This is a genomic window from Sphingomonas sp. P3_C6, from assembly GCF_056402595.1.
This window is the reverse complement of sequence record NZ_JBFUHB010000007.1, coordinates 147,332-162,796: the sequence shown is the minus strand read 5'-3', so window position 1 is coordinate 162,796 and position 15,465 is coordinate 147,332. Positions and strand designations below refer to the sequence as shown.

The window sequence follows — 15,465 nt, the reverse complement described above, 5'->3', positions numbered from 1 at the left end:
ACGCTGTTCCGGTCACTGGCGCATGCGCGCCGGGTACTGGCGGCCTGGCGTGACGACTACAACAACGTCAGGCCACACTCGAAACTGGGCGGAAAAACACCCGCCGAGATCGCCGGCAAACGGGCATGGGGGCATGCCCCCATGCCCGTTGCCATATCAGCAACCAGCCAGCAAAATGGGCATGGACTCTATGTCTGAGTGGTAACACTCGGGGGAGCACGTCACGATCGAGCAGGTCTTCGCCAAGCTCAAGCACCTGCTGCGCAAGGCCGCAGAGCGTACCCACGACGCAACCTGGCGACGCATCGGCTCCATACTAGACACCTTCAGCCCAGATGAATGCCGCAATTACTTGCTCAACTCCGGATACGGATCAAGCTAATGTCATCCGACTCTAGATACTCAGCATGATCAATTCGTCTGCGACATGCGCGAGTGTCTCCTGACCCCCACCCCACCCCGTGAGGATAGCGGTCGACCGCCCGCTCAGCCCACCCGGCCCAATGGCAGGCAGGTCAGCCGCCCCTGTGCATCCCGCTGGACGCTGACCTCGATCTCGAAAGCAGTACGCAGGTTCTCCGGCGTGAGCACCGCGCCCGCCTCCCCGCTCGCCAGAACCCGGCCCTGGTGGAGCAGCAGCACATCGTCGGCCACGCGGCCGGCATGGAGCAGGTCGTGCAGCACGATCGCGATTCCACTCCCCTGTCGCGCGACCTCGCCCAGCCGGTCGAGGATATCGAACTGGTGGCGCGGATCCAGGCCGGCCAGCGGCTCGTCGGCGAGCAGCCAGTCGGGTTCGCCGGCAAGGACACGGGCGAGCAGCACACGCGCACGTTCGCCACCCGACAGCTCGTTGATCGGGCGATCGGCAAGATGAGTGGTCTCGGTCGCCACCATTGCCCGTGCCACTGCCTCGGCATCCTGTGCATCCGGCCCGGCAAAGGGCGCGCGGTGTGGGGCGCGGCCGAGCGCGACCACGTCGGCTACGGTGATGTTCCATTGCACCCGCGCATCCTGCGGCAGATACCCGATGCACCGCGCCCGCTCACGGGGGGCCAGGGCGGCGACGTCGCGGTCGCCGAGCCGGACGGAGCCGGTGGTCGGGACTATAAGCGCAGCCACCGCCTTGATCAGGGTCGACTTGCCCGCACCATTGGGGCCGAGGATCGCGGTAACCCGGCCGGGGCGGAGTACCGCGCTGACGCCATCGAGCACCGTGCGGCCCGACAGGGTGACGCCGAGGCCATGGATACTCAGTTCCATGACGTGCGACCCTTGAGCAGGAGCATCAGGAAGAAGGGCGCACCGAGCAGCGCCATCGCCACGCCGAGCCTGACCTCGCCCGCGCCGGGGGCCAGGCGGCACAGGCTGTCGGCGACAAGGACCAAAGCCGCCCCGCCCAGGGCGCTCGGCAGCAGCAGGACAGACGGCCGGTGGCCAAAGATCGGGCGAAGCATATGTGGCACGACCAGGCCGACGAAACCGACCACGCCGGTCACCGCGACGCCGGCGCCAATGGTGAGGCCGGTGCCAAGCACCACCAGCGCCTGGAGCCGGCCGAGCCTGACGCCGAGCGACCGCGCCGCCGTTTCGCCCAGGGTCAGCGCGTCAAGCGACGGGCCGGTGAGGAACAGCAGGATGGCGCCCAACGCCATGAACGGCATGGCGATGCGGACATCCTCGATACTGCGATCGGTCAGCGCGCCCATCAGCCAGTCGATCACCTCGGCGACCGCATAGGGATTGGGCGCGATCGAGATGAGGAAGGCGGTAAGCGCACCGGCCAGACTGGCCAGCACGGTGCCGGCCAGGATGAACTGCACCGGGCTTGGCGAACGCCAGGTCAGCGCGGCGAGCAGCGCCATCGCGCCGCCCGCCGCGAGCATGGCACAGGCGAACAGGATGAGCGGGTTGGCCGCGATGCCGAAGACGATCGCCGCCACCGCGCCCAGCGCGGCGCTGGCCGAGACGCCGACCACCGTCGGATCGGCGAGCGGGTTGCGGAGATAGCCCTGCAGCACCGCACCCGACAGGCCGAGCGCCGCACCGATACCAAGGCCGAGCAGCGCGCGCGGCAGGCGAAGCTCGACGATGATGGCGAACCGCGGATCGCCGGAGAACCAGGCGCTCGGTGGAATCCAGACCTTGCCCGCGATCAGCGAGAGCCCGAAGGCGAGCACGACCAGCAGGGAGAGCAAAAACAGCTTGAGCTTCACTTTGCCTCTCCCATCGGGAGAGAGTGAAGCGCCGGGAGGGTGCGGGTGATTTGCGTCACCCTCACCCCGCGCTGCTGCGCAGCTTGCCCCTCTCCCGCTGGGAGAGGGGTTAACGAGCCTTCGCTCCGACCAAGCATGTTCAGTGAGCGCCGAACCGCCGCGAGGCGGGTGATGGCCGGGATGATTGTCGGCCCACCGCAATTGACCAGGGTGCGGGGAAACGCCGCCTCCGACACTGTCGCACCGGTGCGCGCGAGGACACGCCCGCGCAGCCCCGCCATGCGCGACGGGCCGGGGGTGAAGATCACGCGCGGCGGCTTCATGGCGATGGTCTCGATCGGGAGGGTGCTGGTGAAGGCAAGTCCGTAATCGGCCGCGGCGTTGCGGAAGCCGGCCCTGGTCAGCAATTCGTCGAGCAGGGTGCCCGTCCCGTTGGCGAGGTCTCCGGAGATGAAGAGGAGTGCCGAGGGATTCGCTTCTTCCCTCTTCCCCGGCGAAGGCCGGGGCCCAGTATCGGAAGGCCCTTTGGCTGGTGCCGACGCTCCCTTATTTCCACCTTCCCAACTGGGCCCCGGCCTTCGCCGGGGAAGAGCAGAAAGAACGGCGGCGTCGATTCGCGCGTTGAGCGCCCTGCCCCGCGCCTCGGCCCCGACGGCGGCAGCGATCTGCATGACCTGCGCCTTGCTCTGCTCGATCGTCGACGGATAATCGAGCACCAGGGTCTTCAGCCCGGCACGGTCATAGGCGTTGCGCGTGCTGGCGGGCGTGAAGCTGCTCGTCACCACCAGGTCGGGCTTGAGCGCGATCACTTCCTCCGCAGTGCCGGTGGTGGAGGCAAAGCGGTTCGCCACGGACAGGTCGATCGAGGTCGCCCCGGGATCCTGCGAATAATGGCTGATCGCGGCGATGCGACCGGCCGGGACCAGATCGATCAGGACCGCATCCGAACAGGGATTGGTGGAAACGATCCCGCCGCCGCCCGGCGGCCGCGCGGGCGAACACCCGGCGAGAAGCAGGAGCAGCGGCAGGACCGCGCGCCCGATTTTCCGTTCTGATGAACGGAGGGTCATCAGTGGAGCTTCACGCGGATACCGCCATAGGCGGCACGACCGGCCGTGCCATAGTTCGCGACCGTCTGATATTTCTCGTCGAACAGATTGTCGACCCGGCCATAGACGGAGAAGCGATCGCCGATCGGCATTTCCGCGCGCAGGCCGGTCAAGACATAGCCATCGAGCCGGGTGGTGTTGCCGGCATTGTCGAAGCTGTCTCCGACGATGCTGACCGTTCCACCGACCGAGAGACCGAAGGGCAGCCGATAGTCCACCGACATATTGGCCGTCTCCTTCGGACGCCGTGCCAGATCCTTGCCGAAATTGAGGCCGGGCGACCGGTTCTCGCTGTCGATATAGCTGACATTGCCGGTCAGCGTCAGGGCGTCGGTGGGTCGCAGCGACAGTTCCACTTCGACACCCTTGGCGCGCGTGCGAACGATGTTGCTGTAGGTGAAGGTGACCGAATCGAAATCGATCTGGTTCTTCGTATCGCGGTGGAAATAGGTGACCCCGATCGTCGCCGCACCGCTCAACAGACGCTGCTCGACGCCGAAATCATAGTTGCGCGAAACCTCCGGCTTCAGGTCGATTGTGCCGTAGAAGGAGGCGAAGCGCTGATACAGCGTCGGCGCCTTGAAACCGTCGGCGTAGCTGCCGCGAAAAATGGTCCCCTCGGGCAGCGCTAGGGCCGCATTGACGCTATAGCTGGTATGCCCGTCGAAATCGGCATTCTCGTCGCGGCGGAGGCCACCCGTGACGGTCAGGATGTCGATCGGCGTTACGATGGCCTGGCCGTAATAGCTGGTGATGTGGCTCGCGTGACTGTCGGTGTCGGTGCGGAAATTGCTGTTCTCCCGCTCGACGCCGGCAACGAGCCGGAGCTGCCGCGCGGCCTGGAAATCGCCCTGATATTCATAACGCTCGCTCCGGCCGCGGCCGAAGAAGATGGCGTCCGAACCGGCCCGTGGATCGAAATTGTCACGGTTGATGTCGGCGATGGTGAAGGCGGCGCGGTTGCGGAATCGCCCGTCGAGCAAATTCGCATGGACCCCGGCATAACCGTAGATCTCCTGCGACGTCGAATATTCGGGATCGTCGATCAGGCCATAAGGCGGGGTCGAGGCGAAGCCGTCCAAGTCGGTCTTGCTGTGCGCGTAATAGCCGCGCAGATCCACCCCGATCTCGTCCGTGAACGCGATGCCGACCTGACCGGTCGCGCCGTAGCGTCGATAGCCATCGGGCTCGGTGCCGTTCGCGGCGATCGAGATGCCGTCCGTACGGGCATAGCCGCCGGTGAGCGATGCAGTGACCGGGCCGCGGCCGCCGGAAATGCCGGCATTGGCGAAGACGCTGTCGAACGAGCCATATTCCACGCTGCCGCGGCCCTGCAGGCCCTCGGTTGGACGCGCGGTGACGATGTTCACCACGCCGCCAATCGCCTGGCTACCCCAGGGCACCGAGTTCGGCCCACGCAGGATCTCGATCCGGTCGATCGAACCGGCGAGCAACGAGCCGAAATCGAAAGCGCCCCCGGGTGAGGACGGATCATTGACCCGCACCCCGTCGATCAGGGTCAGTGTCTGCTCGCCTTCCGCGCCGCGGATACGCACTGCCGTGACGGTCCCAAGTCCGCCGTTACGCGAAACGGTGATGCCGGGCGTGGTCGCCAGCAGATCGGAAACGGCGACCGTCTGGCGCTGCTCGATCTGGTCGCGGGTGATGACCGTGACCGACTGGCCGATCTGGCTGGCATATTGCGGGACGCGCGCCGCGACGACGATGTCCGGCCCCGCGCGCAGGTCGGCGACGACGATGCAGTCGTCCGACCCGGCCTTGCACTCCTCGCCCGCCTCCTGCGCGGACACCGGCGCAGCGGACAACAACGCAACGGGGATTGCCAGGAGGCTCAATTGGTTACCAAGCCGGTGACGACGAAAAAGTGCGAGTCCGCAACGATCGTTACGCATATCTCCGGAATGGGAGGAAATAGCGTTGTCGTTGACCGTGGAATTGATGGACATAATCTACCCCTCTACATGGGGCCGCGAATGCCGGACGCGCCTCAGGCGACATCCGGCCCCGATGGCCCGGTTCATGTCGCTCGCTCGAGGCAATGCCCTCGACCGCCCGGTGCATCCCGCCCGCGCGATGGATCGACTGTGGCGGGCAGGTCTCCTGACTTCCGGGTCTTCGCCTGATGCTCCGCCTTCCCGGGCCTTCGCCCAGTGGCAGTTGGGAGCATCTGCTATCCGGTCACAGTTGCGGGAGCAGCATCGGAATTGCGGACCGTTCCGCGCACCGACTTCCCTATTGTTCCCCTTGCCGGGAACCCGTCACGCTGGCGCCCTTATCGGCGCGCGGGCGGGGACGCAAGCGACGTGCCCCGTGGCGCGCGCCATCAACGCGGGAACACGCCGCCGGTCCGGACCGTTGATTCCATCAAGGCGGTCCTGACATGAACGGTTCCTCGGCCCGGACGACGGCGTTCGTTCCCCGCACCTACACGGCGCAGGAGCAGCGAGACCGTTTCGACGAAATCTCGGGCGAGTTCGCCAGTGGGGACGCCGAAATGAGCGACGCGATGCTCGACCAGCTGACCGGCGACGCGATCAAGGAAAGGCGCCTGCAGGACGCGACCTTCTGGCAACGGGTGAAGTTCCGCTCACGCATGCTGCGTGCGGTCGAATCCGGCGCCCAGCGCGAACCTGACTGAGACGGCGATAAAAAAGCCCGCAAGGTCCTGAAACCTTGCGGGCTTTTTAAAATGGTGGGCGTGGCAAGGATTGAACTTGCGACCCCTGCGATGTCAACACAGTGCTCTACCACTGAGCTACACGCCCACGCGAGTTGCGCCCTCTAACGAGGGTTATCGGATGGCGCAAGCGGCCATGCACGAAATCGCACCCTTCATTCAAAGACCCCTCGTCGCATTCTCCATTTCGAACATGCGATCGACCTCGAGCACGAGGTCGCGCAGGTGGAACGGCTTGGAGAGAACGCGGGCCTGCGGCATCGTCTTGCCTGCCTTCAACGTGACCGCCGCGAAGCCGGTGATGAACATGACGCGCAGATCCGGGCACATCTCGCCAGCGCGCTGCGCAAGCTCGATGCCGTCCATTTCCGGCATGACGATATCGGTGAGCAGCAGGTCGAACTGCTGCGATTCAAGCAGCGGAATCGCATCTGTGCCGCGATCGACCGCGCTGACGGCATATCCCGAACGCTCGAGCGCACGCGTCAGATATTCGCGCATCACCCGGTCGTCTTCGGCCAGCAATATTCTGATCATCGCGATCCCGCTCAGTTGGTGGCCCGAGCATATGCGCCAAGCTCTTAAGATTTTCCAGCGTTCGGACCGGCCCTGCCATGCCGTTCCGGCACAAAGCGCGATTGCGGCGGAGGGGCACCCGGCCTAGGCTGAAGACAATGGCCGAGAGCGCCCTTTCCTTCGACCGATACGGCCCCGACGAGCCGGAGAGCCCGGTCATCCTGTCAGTGCCGCACGCCGGGCGCGAGTATCCGCTGGCATTGCGTGCTGCGCTGCGGGTGCCCGTGGTGGCGCTGACGCCGCTGGAGGACCGCCACATCGACGCCGTGGCCATCCTGGCACGTGCCAACGAGACGATGCTGGTGCAGCGCGTCGCCCGGGCCTGGATCGACCTCAACCGCAGCGAGCAGGAACGCGACCCCGGCATCGACGACGGTGCAAGCCGCCAGGCGATGCCGATCCAGTCGGCCAGGATGCGTGGCGGACTCGGCCTCGTTCCGCGCCGGGTTTCAGGCGCCGGCGACATCTGGCGGCGGCGGCTCGACGGCGACGAGGTAATGGCGCGGATCGAAACGGACCACCGGCCCTATCACGCCGCCCTGGCCGAGGCGCTGAAGCGCGCCCGCACACGCTTCGGCATCGCGGTGCTCCTAGACGTTCATTCGATGCCGCCGCTGACACCGGCGCAGGGAACGGCGCGGATTGTGCTGGGCGACCGTTTTGGCCGGTCGGCCGCGTCTCGATTCGTTCATCGACTGGAAAACGAGATCCTCGCCGACGGGATATCCGTCGCGCTGAACGCACCCTATGCCGGCGGGTATATCCTGGACGCGCAGGCCCGGCCCGCGACCGGCATCCACGCGATCCAGATCGAGTTCGACCGCTCGCTTTACCTCGACCCCGCGCTCGACGGTCCGGGGGACGGGCTGACGGCGATGGCGACATTGCTGCGGCGGATGATCGATGCAGTGGCGGACGAGACCCTGGCCCTGCCCGGCGCGATCGCCGCCGAATAGGCAGAATCATAAAAAAACCACCGCGTGCAATGCAGCACGCGGTGGCCAAGGTTCAGGGAGGAGACACACCCGGAGGTGTGTCGCACGGCCCCGCGAAAGGGGGGACACGACGCCGCGCTAAACAGATATAGGAGCCCGGTTTTGGCGCTTCAAGAGCGAAAAGAGCCGGTTTGAATGTGCTTGGCGGCAGCAGCCGCTTTCGCGCGTTAATTGCGTGAACGGTACCATTCACGACAGAAAATAATGCCGCGGTGCCGCAGCAGGATGAATCGGGTGCGTACCCGGCGCCCCCCTTACATGCGAAAGCCCCGACCCCGCCGGCACGAGTCGCACCGGAGGGTCGAAGGCTCAGATAAGGAGAGACGCTGTCCTCAGGCCGAATCGCTCGTCGAGAGTAGCGACCGGAATGGGAGGTTGCTCAGCGCCGATCAGGCGGCCGGAAGCTGCGGCGGCACCAGGCCGAGCTGCATCTGACGGCTGAAGATGTCGCGCATCAGGGCAAGCGAGAAGAGATGCGCATACAGGAGCGGCAGCATGCCGTTCTTGTGGATCTTGCGCAACTGGTCGCCACGCAGGTCGCTCAGCTTCTCTTCGTTCACGATGCGGAAGCCGCGATAGATGAACGGCTGCTCGATACCGTCTGCCTGGATGGTGGTTTCACCGTCCATCAGCAGGTCCATCTCCTTCAGGTCGCGCATGAACTGCGCGGTACGGGCGCCGGCCTGCTCGAAGGATTCGTTGAACTGCATGATGTTCTTGGTGACTTCGGACGGCTGGCCGTCGTCGAACAGCGCCTGCCCGTCGAAATCGCCACCGATGCTGTCGGAGGTCGGGTCGAAGCACAGCGACAGCTCGTCGGCGTTCGGGCGCAGGCGGGCGAGCATGAACGGGTAGCGCCGGATATAGGCGGGCACGTACATGAAATTCTCGGTCAGCGCGCCTTCGGCGTCGACGAACACGTTGATGCCCTCGTTCAGGCCCATCAGCGCGAGCGGCACCGAATCATCGCCTTCGGTGAAGACGATCGGGAAATGGCGCTGCGCCAGCGGGAATTCGTCGACCGTGATCGGAATGGCATGCTGGCCGACGAGGAACTTCGCCTGGGCCATCGGGCGCATCTTGAAGTTGACGTGCGTCTCGCTCGAAAGCGGTTCGAGCGCGTTATAGAACAGCGGAAGTTGCGATTGCGGCGCGCTGGCCATGAAAACTCTCCATCGGGACTGAATGTAACGGCCTGTGCGTGCCGGACGGCGCCCGGCTCTATGGTGCCAGCGACGCGGGCGCAAGCGCCACGAGCTTACCCGGGTTCATAAGTGCCCCCGGATCGAATGCAGCCTTGATCGCCCGCAGAGCAGACATACGCGCAGGAGATGACAGGCGTTCGAGCTCCGCGAGCTTCATCTGGCCGATACCATGCTCGGCCGAGATCGAGCCGCCCGCGGCGACGACCAGATCGTTGACGAAACGCGTGACGACCGGCGCCTCCTCGGCATACCAGCGAGCCGGGTCGACGCCGTGCGGCGCGCGAATGTGAAAATGCACGTTGCCGTCACCGAGATGGCCGAACGCCATCGCCTCGGTACCGGGGAACCGTGCCTCGCACGCCGCCCCGCCCTCGATCATGAAGCGCGGCATGCCGGACACCGGCACGGAGATATCGTGCTGCACGGCCGGCCCGTTGTTGCGCTCGGCCTCGGAGATCGAATCGCGGATGTGCCAGAACGCATCCGCCTGCGCTTCGCTTGCGGCGATCACCGCATCGGCCACCTGGCCGTCGGCGATGGCGGGCGCGAGCAGCCGCTCGAGCAGGTCGGTGGGCGATTCGGCCGCGAGATCGGTCGTCACCGCCTCGATCAGCACATGCCAGTCGTTTTGGCTGGAAAGCGGCGCTCGCGTACCCGGGATATGCCGCAGCACCAGCTGCAGCGTCGTATCGGGCACGATCTCGAAGCTCTCGATTCGGTCGGTACCCGCTTCCAGCCGGCGCAGCAGCGCGAGCGCAATCGCCGGATCGGCCACCCCGGCCCAGGCGACCGCGCGTGCCGCGATGGCCGGCACGAGGCGTAGCGTCGCCGCCGTGATGACGCCGAGTGTCCCCTCGGCGCCTACCAGCAGCTGGTTGAGATCGTACCCGCGATTGTCCTTCTTGAGCGCAACCAGCCCGTCATGGACGCTGCCGTCGGGCAAGACCGCCTCGACACCGGCGACCAGGCTGCGCATCGTGCCAAAGCGCAGCACCTGGGTGCCACCGGCATTGGTGGAGCAGAGGCCGCCGATCGTCGCGCTGCCCCGCGCGCCGAGCGTCAGGGGGAAACGCATGCCACGGTCGAGCGCGGCATTATGGAGATCGGCGAGGATCACGCCGGCCTCCGCCACGGCCAGCCCATTCTCCGGCTCGATCGAGCGGATCCGGTTCATCCGCCGCAGCGACAGGATCAGCGCCGAGCCATCAGCGCCAGGAGTGGCGCCGCCGACCATGCCGGTATTGCCGCCCTGCGGTACCAGCGGCACGCCCAGGTCACGCGCCAGCGTCAGGATCGTCGCCACGCCGTCACGGCTGTCGGGCGCCAGGATCGCCGGCGTCGCGCCATGATAGCGTCCTCGCCAGTCGCTGACCCATGGGGCGATCGCTGAGTCGTCGGTGATCACGGCCTTGGGACCGAGCTTCTCGCGGACCGATTCGGTCAGACTATGTTGGGCGGGCGTCATGGCCGACGCCCTACCACGCACCAAGTGGCACGCCAATTCATGCACTGTTCAAGCATTTCGGTTAACGCCGCGAAGCAATGTCACAACCGGTGATTCTCGCCTTGATCCTGCTCGCCCTCGCTCCGGGGGCGTCGGTCGACGAGTCACGCATCGAGAAGGTCGAGGTTGCGCAGCTGACGGTGCACCAGCGGATCATCATCCGCATCCCGCGCATGTCGGTTCCTCCGCGACAGCCGGTCCAGCCCCTGTCGTCCGTCACCTGGTCCGAGAAGAAGGGCCCGAAATGCGTGATGATGGGCGATCTCGTCGGCGCCGCCATCTCGGCACCCGACAGCATCGACCTGATGATCGACGACGGATCGAGGGTCCGGGCAAAACTCGACGACGATTGTCCGCCGCTCGATTATTATTCAAGCTACTACCTGAAACCGACGCCGGACGGCATGGTCTGCGCCGATCGCGACGCGATCCGTTCGCGATCCGGCGGGTCCTGCCCGATCGAGGAATTCAAGCGCTTGGTGGCCAAGGTGAAGCGCTAAAAATCGCCTTCGGGCGGCCCCAATAGAGTGCAAACGCCCCTTTTTCTTGACAATCTCGCCCTTATCGGCAAGCGCTCAGGGGCTAGCCCGGCCACGATGACCTGGCTTTTTTCCGGACACCGCATGACTTTCGCCGACCTCGGCCTATCCGACCAACTTCTGAAAGCCGTGAACGAGTCCGGCTATACCGAGCCGACTCCAATTCAGGCGAGCGCGATCCCGAGCGTCCTGATGATGCGCGACATCGTCGCCATCGCGCAGACCGGCACGGGCAAGACCGCAGCCTTCGTGCTCCCGATGATCGACATCTTGGGCGAAGGCCGCAGCCGCGCGCGCATGCCGCGCTCGCTGATCCTCGAGCCGACGCGCGAGCTAGCCGCGCAGGTGGCCGAGAATTTCGAAAAATACGGCAAGTACCACAAGCTCTCCATGGCGCTGCTGATCGGTGGCGTGTCGATGGGCGACCAGCAAAAGGCGCTCGAAAAGGGCGTCGACGTGCTGATTGCGACGCCGGGCCGGCTGATGGACCTGTTCGGCCGCGGCAAGATTCTGCTGACCGGCTGCAATCTGCTGGTGATCGACGAGGCGGACCGGATGCTCGACATGGGGTTCATCCCCGATATCGAGGAAATCTGCACCAAGCTGCCCAAGCAGCGCCAGACCCTGCTCTTTTCCGCGACGATGCCGCCGCCGATCAAGAAGCTGGCCGACAAGTTCCTGTCGAACCCGAAGACGATCGAGGTCGCGCGCCCCGCGACCGCGAACATCAACATCAAGCAGTGGCTTGTACCCGTTTCCGCCTCGAAGAAGCGCGACAAGCTCGTCGAACTGCTCGAGCATGAGGACGTGAAGACGGCGATCATCTTCTCGAACCGGAAGACGACGGTGCGCGACCTGAACAAGGCACTGCAGCGCCAGGGCTTCCGGTCGAGCGAGATCCATGGCGACATGGAGCAATCGCAGCGCATCGCCGAGCTCGACCGGTTCAAGGCCGGCGACGTCAATATCCTGGTTGCCTCCGACGTCGCGGCGCGCGGGCTCGACATCAAAGGCGTCAGCCACGTCTTCAATTTCGACGCACCCTGGCATCCCGACGATTATGTCCACCGTATCGGCCGCACCGGCCGCGCGGGCGCGACCGGCGTTGCCTTCACGCTGGTGACGGCGGACGATGCCGAGAATATCCAGAACATCGAGAAGCTGACGGGCCTGAAGATCGAGCGCTTCGAAGGCGCCGAGGACGAGCCCGCATCCGCCGCCACCCCACGTGGCCGCGGCAGCAGGGCCAAGCCCGTTACCAAGGCGCCCAAGGCCGAGCCGAAAAAGCCCGCCAGGACGAGGGCCGCCAAGGCCGAGCCGGCCGATATCGAACCAGCGGTCGAGGTCGAGGCCGAAGCAGAGCGCCCCGCAAGGCCCGCCCGTGCCCCACGCGAGGCACGCGCACCCCGCGAAGAGCGGCCGGCCCGCGACAGCCGCCCGCCGCGCCAGGAACGCCCGGCGCGCGACGATCGTCCCGCGCGCGGATCGCAGGACGACGGCCCCGACGAGGGCTGGAATGGGCCTCTGCCCGACTTCCTGATGGCGAAGCTGACCTACTGAGCTTCGAATGGACGGGATCGTCGAAGCGGTGCCAGTCCGGCGGATCGACAGTCCCTGCGTCAACATCTGCGAGATGGACGCGGCCACGGGGCTGTGCGTCGGCTGCGCTCGAACGATCGACGAGATCGCCGGCTGGTCGAGCGGGAGCGCGCCTTGGCGTGATGAGGTGATGGCGGCGTTGCCGGGCCGGCGACCTTAAAGCCCCCTGAAGGCGAGGGCCTCAAAAAAAGGGGCGTCAGCGGACGCCGTTCACTCAGCCCGCTCGGGCTCCGCCACGGGCATCAGCGCATTGTCGATATCGTTGGCGCGCTTATAGGCGTCGCGCGACGTGATGCGTTCCAGATAGGCGGCAAAGGCGTCGCGCTTTGGCAGGGTGCCGAACTGAGTCCCCCAGCCGACCTGCGACCCCACATAGACATCCGCCGCGGTGAAGCTGTCGCCGGCGATATAGGGATGCATCGACACCGCCTTTTCGAGCGTATCGACGGCCAGGTCGTAATTGCCATAGCCCGCCATGCGCTGCTGCTGGTCGTTGGGCGCGAAGTTCATCGATTTGTTCGTGACCGCCTGCTCGACCGGTCCCGCCGCGTAGAACAGCCAGCGATAATAATCGGCGCGGTCTTGGGTGGGCGGCGCCAGCCCCGCATCGGGAAAGGCGTCCGCCAGATAGGCACAGATCGCAGCGCATTCGGTGACGACATGTCCATCATGGACGATCGCCGGCACCTTCCCCATCGGGTTGATCGAGAGATAGGGCTCCTGCTTCATCGTCGACGCGTAATCGAGCACGATCGTCTCATATTCGGCGCCGGTCTCCTCCAGCATCCATCGGGCGATCCGCCCGCGCGACATCGGATTGGTGTAGAAAGTCAGTTGGGTTGCCATCTCGTCCTCCCAGGCATGTTCCGGTCGAATCGGCCTCGCGGAACATAGATAGAACCCGACAAGCGAACGGCGTCAAGGTCGCCCCTGACGCCGGTCGGAAAATTGGCCCTGAACGTCGAATCGCGCCTCTCAGGCGGCGACGACGCTGATCCTGGAGACCTTGCTGTTGCTGTGCGACAGGCGCTTCAGTTCGGGCACGGTCTTCATCATCTGGGCGACCATCGCATCGCGATTACCACCCTCGAAGGTCGCACCAAGATCGGGCGCGATCGCCAGATAGCCGGCACGCGCATAGCGGCGCGCGGTTTCCTGTGCCTTTGCATCGGCGCCGACCTGATCGGGCATCACCACGACCACGCCGAGATTGGCCTTGCCGCGCGGAGAGGCGAAATAGCCTTCAAGCACTTTGCCACCGCGCAGAGCATAGCGGATATTCCGGGCATTGAGGCTGTCGTCGGTCACGGCGCCGAACGCGGAACCGGCGAAACCGAATACCGCCGGGGCTGCTGAAAGCGCGACCACGACGCCACGGCGACCGACAGGTTTGCGGCCCAACGCTCCGAAACCGGCCACGGGTTGATCGTTGATATCTGACATGGAAGCCTCCCTTACGCCGCCCCTGTGCGGATCAAGAAAAGCGTAACCGCTGAAAGGTCGAAATACAACCAGATCGGATGCACGTTGCGACGACGACCTTCCATTCCCGGTAAAATGCAGTCTTCTTACTATTCAGATACTTGAAGAGACAACGGAGCCACCTTTCCTGGTACGCACCGGCATGATCTGGCGGTATATTCCACCGATGTGCCATTGTTGAAAGCGCAAAGCGCCACCAAAACGGATCAGTATTTTCCCGCCGGATCAGCCCGCGCGCGACCTCAGATCGAGCGGTACCACCACACGCCGTCGCGAACCTCCTTCGCCGCCCGGCCCTCGATTTCAAGGCGACGAAGATGCGCAAGCGCCTCGCCGGTCGCCATGCCCAGCATGTCGGGGCCGATCGCACGCCGGAACAGTCGGCCGAAGCAATCGACTGCGCGGCGGGGCTCGGCAATAAAGACCTCGAGTTCGTCGAGGCGCTCGTGATGCTCGCGGGCCATCGCATCCAGTCGGGCGTAGAGACCGGTAAAGGGATCGCCATGTCCGGGCAGGACAAGGAGGTCATCCGGCAACAGGCGGAGCTTCGCGATCGAGGCGAACCATTCGCCGAGTGGATCCGCCTCCGGCTCGGTCACGCCGAGCGAGACATTCGGGCTGATGCGCGGCAGCACTTGGTCACCAGCGATCAGCACGCCGGCAGCATCGTTCAACAGACAGGCATGTTCCGGACTATGGCCCGATCCGACCACGATCCGCCAGTCATTGCCGCCGATCGCAAGCCTGTCGCCATCCTTGACGCGACGATAGCTCAGCGGCAGCGGCGTCACGAGGCGGCGAAAACCCGACCAGCCGCGTTCGCTGGCGTGATCGACCTGCTCGTCGTTCCAGCCGGCGGCGCGCCAGAAGGCGATCATCTCGTCGGGCACGCTCTCGCGCGCATCGAGCATCACCGACCGCAGCGTGAGCCATTCGCCCCGCGTCATCACCATGGGTGCGGCGTGGTGCGAACACATCCAACCGGCGAGCCCGATATGATCGGGATGGAAATGCGTGCCGATCATCTGCGTGACGCGAAACCCGGCGAGCGGGCCGCGGAACACCGCCTTCCACGCCTCGCGCGCGTCGGGCAGGTTCATGCCCGCATCGACCAGCGCGACGCCTTCCCCATCGTCGACGAGCCAGCAATTGACGTGCTTGAGTGGGCCCGGAACGGACAGCCTAACCCAGCGGATGCCGGGGGCCACCGTCATGACGGCACCCGGCGCCGGCTCGGCGCCACCAAAGGGGTAGGTCAGCCCTTTATGGCTGGTCGGGACGAAGCTTTCGTCCGCGACGAACGCGGCATCGGAGCGGGAAACGGTTGCCATAGGTTGCGGATAGCAACGGAACTACGGCCAAGTCACGCGCCAATTGTCGACGCGCCTCTGCACCGTTCGTGTCGAGCAAAGTAGAGAAACCGAAGCCCGCGCTGCGTGACTGTTCCTCGACGTCGCTCGAAACGAACGGAGAAAATCGGGAAACGGCCATAGCCTGCTCGCTACGGCCCAACCAAACCCCTCCCCCAACGGAGGGGTCTAA

16 protein-coding genes, 1 tRNA gene, 1 pseudogene and 1 riboswitch are annotated in these 15,465 nt (G+C 65.4%); of the genes and pseudogenes, 7 read left to right on the top strand and 11 right to left on the bottom strand.

All coding sequences use genetic code 11. From position 1 onward, the window contains the following. Positions 1-198: integrase core domain-containing protein (locus AC1DT7_RS10460; RefSeq protein ID WP_478035878.1), on the top strand; the 198-nt coding region annotated here is incomplete at its 5' end. Between the two features lie 28 nt (positions 199-226). Beyond that, a pseudogene (locus tag AC1DT7_RS10455) lies at positions 227-382 on the top strand (IS630 family transposase); the annotation flags it as partial. A gap of 104 nt (positions 383-486) precedes the next feature. Here AC1DT7_RS10455 and AC1DT7_RS10450 read toward each other — a convergent pair. Genes AC1DT7_RS10450 through AC1DT7_RS10435 form a run of 4 tightly spaced genes read right to left on the bottom strand, consistent with a single transcriptional unit; the run spans position 487 to position 5,181 of the window. Then, entirely contained in the window at positions 487-1,263 is a 777-nt protein-coding gene (locus AC1DT7_RS10450) for an ABC transporter ATP-binding protein (protein WP_478035877.1), read from the bottom strand. Beyond that, the gene (locus tag AC1DT7_RS10445) at positions 1,254-2,198 is read right to left on the bottom strand and encodes a FecCD family ABC transporter permease (protein WP_478035883.1); all 945 of its coding nucleotides are present in this window, start codon (positions 2,196-2,198) and stop codon (positions 1,254-1,256) included. The genes AC1DT7_RS10450 and AC1DT7_RS10445 overlap by 10 nt, the downstream gene beginning before the upstream one ends. Positions 2,199-2,212: 14 nt before the next feature. Further along, on the bottom strand, positions 2,213-3,286 hold the full coding sequence (locus AC1DT7_RS10440) for an ABC transporter substrate-binding protein (protein WP_478035876.1): 1,074 nt from the start codon (positions 3,284-3,286) through the stop codon (positions 2,213-2,215). Further along, the gene (locus tag AC1DT7_RS10435; RefSeq protein ID WP_478035875.1) at positions 3,286-5,181 is read right to left on the bottom strand and encodes a TonB-dependent receptor plug domain-containing protein; all 1,896 of its coding nucleotides are present in this window, start codon (positions 5,179-5,181) and stop codon (positions 3,286-3,288) included. Before AC1DT7_RS10435 ends, AC1DT7_RS10440 begins: the two co-directional genes overlap by 1 nt. 238 nt (positions 5,182-5,419) lie before the next feature. After that, a riboswitch (cobalamin riboswitch) is annotated at positions 5,420-5,620 on the bottom strand. A 106-nt stretch (positions 5,621-5,726) separates the two neighbouring features. Between AC1DT7_RS10435 and AC1DT7_RS10430 the strand changes: the two genes are divergently transcribed. Continuing rightward, on the top strand, positions 5,727-5,984 hold the full coding sequence (locus tag AC1DT7_RS10430; protein ID WP_478035874.1) for a hypothetical protein: 258 nt from the start codon (positions 5,727-5,729) through the stop codon (positions 5,982-5,984). A gap of 52 nt (positions 5,985-6,036) precedes the next feature. On the opposite strand, the gene AC1DT7_RS10425 is transcribed toward AC1DT7_RS10430, so the two are convergent. Together AC1DT7_RS10425 and cpdR are read right to left on the bottom strand one after the other, a co-directional pair. Further along, positions 6,037-6,111: transfer RNA gene (locus AC1DT7_RS10425), tRNA-Val, on the bottom strand. Between the two features lie 71 nt (positions 6,112-6,182). After that, positions 6,183-6,560, bottom strand: coding sequence for a cell cycle two-component system response regulator CpdR (gene cpdR / locus AC1DT7_RS10420; protein WP_478035873.1), 378 nt, complete (start codon positions 6,558-6,560; stop codon positions 6,183-6,185). Between the two features lie 137 nt (positions 6,561-6,697). Here cpdR and AC1DT7_RS10415 point away from each other — a divergent pair, with 137 nt between their 5' ends. After that, complete coding sequence (locus AC1DT7_RS10415; protein WP_478035872.1) at positions 6,698-7,555, top strand: N-formylglutamate amidohydrolase; 858 nt, start codon at positions 6,698-6,700, stop codon at positions 7,553-7,555. Positions 7,556-7,983: 428 nt separating this feature from the next. Here AC1DT7_RS10415 and AC1DT7_RS10410 read toward each other — a convergent pair whose 3' ends face one another. Then, positions 7,984-8,757: a SapC family protein gene (locus tag AC1DT7_RS10410; RefSeq protein ID WP_478035871.1), complete on the bottom strand. Its 774-nt coding sequence runs from the start codon at positions 8,755-8,757 to the stop codon at positions 7,984-7,986. 58 nt (positions 8,758-8,815) lie between these two features. Continuing rightward, the gene (locus AC1DT7_RS10405; protein WP_478035870.1) at positions 8,816-10,264 is read right to left on the bottom strand and encodes an FAD-binding oxidoreductase; all 1,449 of its coding nucleotides are present in this window, start codon (positions 10,262-10,264) and stop codon (positions 8,816-8,818) included. Positions 10,265-10,353: 89 nt separating this feature from the next. On the opposite strand from AC1DT7_RS10405, the gene AC1DT7_RS10400 reads away from it, so the two are divergent. The 3 genes from AC1DT7_RS10400 (at position 10,354) to AC1DT7_RS10390 (ending at position 12,601) form a co-directional block, all read left to right on the top strand. After that, positions 10,354-10,803 (top strand): hypothetical protein, encoded by a 450-nt coding sequence (locus AC1DT7_RS10400; protein WP_478035869.1) that lies wholly within the window; start codon positions 10,354-10,356, stop codon positions 10,801-10,803. Between the two features lie 123 nt (positions 10,804-10,926). Then, positions 10,927-12,402 (top strand): DEAD/DEAH box helicase, encoded by a 1,476-nt coding sequence (locus tag AC1DT7_RS10395; RefSeq protein WP_478035868.1) that lies wholly within the window; start codon positions 10,927-10,929, stop codon positions 12,400-12,402. A 7-nt stretch (positions 12,403-12,409) separates the two neighbouring features. Then, positions 12,410-12,601 (top strand): DUF1289 domain-containing protein, encoded by a 192-nt coding sequence (locus AC1DT7_RS10390; protein ID WP_478035867.1) that lies wholly within the window; start codon positions 12,410-12,412, stop codon positions 12,599-12,601. 50 nt (positions 12,602-12,651) lie between these two features. On the opposite strand, the gene AC1DT7_RS10385 is transcribed toward AC1DT7_RS10390, so the two are convergent. The 3 genes from AC1DT7_RS10385 to AC1DT7_RS10375 all read right to left on the bottom strand — a co-directional run bounded on the left by AC1DT7_RS10385 (position 12,652) and on the right by AC1DT7_RS10375 (position 15,254). After that, the gene (locus tag AC1DT7_RS10385; protein ID WP_478035866.1) at positions 12,652-13,287 is read right to left on the bottom strand and encodes a glutathione S-transferase family protein; all 636 of its coding nucleotides are present in this window, start codon (positions 13,285-13,287) and stop codon (positions 12,652-12,654) included. Positions 13,288-13,416: 129 nt separating this feature from the next. Then, positions 13,417-13,884 carry a dienelactone hydrolase family protein gene (locus AC1DT7_RS10380; protein ID WP_478035865.1) on the bottom strand — a complete coding sequence of 156 codons (468 nt, stop codon included), beginning with the start codon at positions 13,882-13,884 and terminating at the stop codon, positions 13,417-13,419. A gap of 281 nt (positions 13,885-14,165) precedes the next feature. Further along, on the bottom strand, positions 14,166-15,254 hold the full coding sequence (locus AC1DT7_RS10375) for an MBL fold metallo-hydrolase (protein ID WP_478035864.1): 1,089 nt from the start codon (positions 15,252-15,254) through the stop codon (positions 14,166-14,168). Between the last annotated feature and the right edge of the window lie 211 nt (positions 15,255-15,465).